The 4,436-nt window shown below is 68.2% G+C and carries 6 protein-coding genes; all 6 read right to left on the reverse strand.

Annotated elements, in window-relative coordinates; all coding sequences use genetic code 11:
* On the reverse strand, positions 1–572 hold a 572-nt coding region (locus tag B2U11_RS08510), incomplete at its 3' end, for a PmbA/TldA family metallopeptidase (protein WP_292071080.1).
* 40 nt (positions 573–612) lie between these two features.
* Positions 613–1,023: an MAPEG family protein gene (locus B2U11_RS08515; RefSeq protein WP_292071082.1), complete on the reverse strand. Its 411-nt coding sequence runs from the start codon at positions 1,021–1,023 to the stop codon at positions 613–615.
* A gap of 3 nt (positions 1,024–1,026) precedes the next feature.
* Positions 1,027–2,871: a M14 family metallopeptidase gene (locus tag B2U11_RS08520; protein ID WP_292071084.1), complete on the reverse strand. Its 1,845-nt coding sequence runs from the start codon at positions 2,869–2,871 to the stop codon at positions 1,027–1,029.
* 36 nt (positions 2,872–2,907) lie between these two features.
* Positions 2,908–3,534 carry a hypothetical protein gene (locus tag B2U11_RS08525; RefSeq protein ID WP_292071086.1) on the reverse strand — a complete coding sequence of 209 codons (627 nt, stop codon included), beginning with the start codon at positions 3,532–3,534 and terminating at the stop codon, positions 2,908–2,910.
* Positions 3,531–4,277: a hypothetical protein gene (locus B2U11_RS08530; protein WP_292071088.1), complete on the reverse strand. Its 747-nt coding sequence runs from the start codon at positions 4,275–4,277 to the stop codon at positions 3,531–3,533. Before B2U11_RS08530 ends, B2U11_RS08525 begins: the two co-directional genes overlap by 4 nt.
* A gap of 28 nt (positions 4,278–4,305) precedes the next feature.
* On the reverse strand, positions 4,306–4,436 hold a 131-nt coding region (locus B2U11_RS08535; protein ID WP_292071090.1), incomplete at its 5' end, for a hypothetical protein.

Raw genomic sequence — 4,436 nt, forward strand, 5'->3', positions numbered from 1 at the left:
GCGATGACGCCGACGCCCAGCGAGAAGGCCGTGCCCTCATAGGCGCCGTCGAATCCGGTCGAGGTGACCAATCGCCAGCGGCTGGACGACCATCCGGCGTGTCCGCCTTCCGACTTGGCCACGCCCGGCACGGCCAGGGCCGCGCTCTCCGCCTCAGCGGCGGCGGCTTCCAGCTCGGCCGCGCCGCGTTCGGTCGGGTCGTACAGGTCCATGTCCGCGAAAGGCCCCCGCGCCAGCCGGTCCTCGGGCGCCAGGCCGGCGTAGGGGTCTTCCGGCGCCAGCCGGGCCATGGCCAAAGCCCGCTCCACTAGCCGCGCGCGCGTCGCCGCCGACAGGTCCGAGGCCGAGACCGTCGCCTGGCGCTTGCCGACGAAGACCCGCAGGCCCAGGTCGCGCGACTCCTCGCGCTCCACGTCCTCCAGCCGGCCGTTGCGGACGCCGACGGACAGCGACTGGCGGTCGGCGGCCACGGCCTCGGCCGCGTCGGCCCCGGCCTTCAGCGCGGCCTGGACGATGTCATTCAGGATTTCGGGAGAAACGGACGCCGGGGCGCCGGACAGGACTTCGATCATGCCCCGATATGGCGGACCCCTCCGGTCGCCGCAACCGGCGTCACAGCACCCCGTAGGCGATCAGGCCGACGCCGGCGGCCAGCAGGGCGATCCAGGTCAGCGCCATCCCCAGCACACGTCCGACCGACGGGCCGGTCTGAAGCATCAGCCCCAGCGCATGCAGGATGCGGCCCGCCAGCAGGGTCGCGCCGACCGCATGGACCATCCACGCCTGTCCGCTGACCAGAGCCAGCAGCGCCATCGCGGCCATGCCGGGCGTGGCGTATTCGACGCAATTTCCAAAGGCGCGGCTGGCCGCCAGCAGGTCCGGATGGCCGCCGTCGCCGAAAGACACCATGTGCCGCCGTCGCCCGCTGACGACCATTCCCGACAGCACCAGCAGCATCAGGATCAGCAGTCCGCTCCACAGGGCGGCGGCCTGCAGGGCGTGCATCAGGGCTTCGGTCATCATGGTTCAGTCCTCGCGCGCCACCGGATAGAGCAGATAGCGGTCGTCGTAAAACGGCGTGCGCTCATAGAACCAGGCCAGGCGAGCGTGCGGGTCCGCCGCGAAGTCGGGCTCGGCGGCCAGCTTCGCCTCGAACTCGGCCTTCAGCGCCGGTTCGGCGGCCAGCATCCGGTCCGCCAGCGGGGCGATGGCGTAGGGCTCGATATATTCGACCCGGCTCAGCACTTCCGGGAACATTCCCCAGGCGAAGAAGCTCTCGCTGGATTGCGGCTCCAGCAGCAGAACGACGATGTCGCCCAGCGGCTGGTCGGTGGACACCCGCACCGAACCGGCGGGGAAGATCCAGTCGCGCGGCTCGACCTCGACCGTCTCGACCGAGGTCTGGATGTGGCCTTCGTTGGCGCGCGTCGCCAGCTTGGGATCGATCAGGCGCAGCATGGAGACGCCCACGGTGCGCGGGGCCGCCATCGTCTCCATCTCGATCCCGTGCGCCTTCAGCCGCTCGATGATGTCGCTCCGGTAGCCCGGCACCCAGTAGGCGGCGGGCCGGTTCAGCGTCAGCGTCGGCTGCGAACTGTAGTAGGGCAGTGCCCACGGCTCGGGATCCGGCTGGCCCAGCCAACGGATTTCCTTGCGGCCCGAGGCTGCGCTGTCGACCATGTCGTAGCGGATGCCCTTGAACGTCCGGGTGGAGGAAGGCGTGTCCTCCTGCTCGAAGTTGGCCGGGATCTCGGCGGGTCGCAGAGCCTTGTCCCGCTCGGTCGCGGCGCGCAACGCCGCGCCCTGGTCGGCCAGCAGCCGCAGCGCCTCCTCGATGAAGACATAGGCGCCCAGCACCCGCTGTTCGTGGGGCTTCAGGCTGTGGTTCTCGATCAGGATGGTCGGCACGTGGGCGGCCGCGCCCCAGCCGTTGGAGAAACGCTCGCCCAGGCCGCCGTCGTTCAGCCCGGCCTTCGGGTCATCGTCGTCCTGGCCGAAGACCAACTCGCCGGGAATATGACCCTCGGCTTCCAGCGCCGCATTCATCGCCGGCTTGAACGTCGCATCCAGCCAGGCCGAGGCGTTGGGCGAACGGCTGAACGTGCCGTTCTCGCCGTTGAAGCCGTAGGTGACGTCGTACTGGTAATCCATGCCGTCGGTGACGTGAACGTCGACGTAAAGGTCGGGCCGGTATTTCAGGATCAGGCCGCGCACCGCACGCATCTCGGCTTGGTCCAGTTTCAGATAGTCGCGGTTCAGGTTCTGGTTCGTCGCCGTGTTGCGCCAGCCCTGGATGCGGGGGCCGCGCTGGTTGGGGCGCGAATAGGGGCCGGACCGCTCGTGCCCGTCCACGCTCAGGATCGGGATCAGGATCAGGTTGACCCGGTCCAGCAGGGCGTCCTTCCCATAGAAGGCGATGTCGCGCAGCAGCATCATGCCCGCGTCCTTGCCGTCGATCTCGCCGGGGTGGATGCCCGCCTGAATCATCAGCACCGGCTTGGCCGGATCGAACGTCGCCCCGTCCTTCGACGCGATCACCGCATAGATCGGCCGCCCCTCGGGCGAAATGCCGAACTGTTCGATGCGGATAAGGCCGCTGGCCTGGTCCAGGCGGTCGAACCAGGCGCGGGTGTCGACATAGTTGGGCGAAAAATCATGCGCCGGATCGGCCTCGAACGCCGTGGCCCAGGGATCGCTCGCATCGCGCAACAGCGCCTTCGACGCGCCGTCCCACGCAGGCGCGGGTGGCAGGAAGGCCTGATCCCAGGGGGCGGCGTTGGGCAGGGACGGCGGCTGGGACTGGGACATGGCGGGACTCACGCTGCAGACTAGGACGGCCAGGGCCGCGACGACGAAACGATCAGGGCGCATGGGTCTTCGTGGGCTGGTTGGGCGGCGGTGGCAAGGTCAGCCGCCGGTGATCGGCGACCAGCCGCCCATGGCGGCCAGCGCCGCCGCCGACTTCGCCACGTTCCACAGGCTGTACAGCAGGACCACGGCCAAGGCGGCGATCACCACCTTTCGCCAGGGCGCGAAGGCCGCGGTCGCCGTCCCGATGACGAAGATCGCCACCCCGGTCCACAGACTGACCGAACGCGCCAGCCTGGCGAACCCCGGATCGGCCATGGCCAGCACGATCACGACCAGGGCGACAATCAGGTTGGCGGCCAGAACGCAGGCGAACACCAGCCGCCGATGGGCCCAGAAGTGGGCGTCCATGTCGATCCGTTCGGCGCCGCCCTCGGCCGAAACGCGCGGAAAGGTGGTGCTGGCGGCGACATAGAAGGTCGCGGCGATGGCCAGCGAGATCAGCAGAACGAAGATGTTGAACGGCGCCCCCCGGAAGATGACCCAGGCCTGGTTCCAGAAGGTGGCGATGTCGATGGCCACGAACAGGGCCAGCAAGGGCGTCAGCCAGCCGAACCGGATTCGCTGCTTCTCATGCAGCACCCGCGCGAACCCGCCGACCAGTTCGGCGACGGAAAGGCCCAGCAGCAGACCGTAGAAGCTGAAGAAGAACTCGAACGCGCTCACATCGCCTCTCCAGCGGTCGAAGACGGAGCTGATTTCCGGATCGGCGCGCCGTCGTCGGGCGACCTTGAATCGCCCCGTATGTCGGAAGCCCGATTGATCTCGGGCGGCTGTTTTTGCGCGGGGTCCAGGCCGACCATGGAGCCTAGCTCGCTTTCCAGGCTGTATTGCGCGGGCGGCGGCGGCGCCGGTAGGCAGGCGATCGCCAGATAGATCAGCACGTGAAGGCCGATCAGGCCCGCAAACCACCGCTTGCTGCGGGTCAGCGCCGCCGGGACGACGAGGACCAGATACAGCGGATAGGCGATGGCGTAGTTGAGAAGCACCATCCCCGCGCCCGGCTGGCCCACGACCTGAAGCGCCGATACCGCGACCATCACCGTGTTTGCGGCCGTGGTCAGAAGCAGCACGATCTTCTTGTTGGCCCAGAAATGATCGTCCAGCGCCAGCCCGTCCTCGATCTGGTGGGGAAAGACCAGGGAGGCGGCGATGAAATAGAGCAGGGCGATCGCCAGGCCGATCACCAGCATTCCATAGCTGAACGGCGCATCGCGAAAGGCATGCCAGGCCGCGTCCCAGAAGGTGGCGATGTCCAGGCCCACGAACAGCGCCAGCAGCGGCGTCAGCCAGCCGATACGGATGGCCTTGCGATGCTGGATGGCCGTCGCCAGGCCGGTGGCGACCACCGCCACCGACAGGCCCAGCGCCAGACCGTAGAAGCTGAAATAGAATTCGAACGCGCTCAAATCGCCCCCCGGCGGTCAAAGGCCGAGCTTATTTCCAGATGGGCGCGCCGTCACCCGGCAATCCCAGCCGGCTCCACATATCCGACACCCGCTCGACGACCGCCTCGTCCATGCGAATCTCCTCGCCCCATTCGCGCTTGGTCTCGGGCGGCCATTTGT

It is taken from the genome of Brevundimonas sp. UBA7534, from assembly GCF_002479325.1.
In the GTDB taxonomy this organism is placed as follows: domain Bacteria; phylum Pseudomonadota; class Alphaproteobacteria; order Caulobacterales; family Caulobacteraceae; genus Brevundimonas.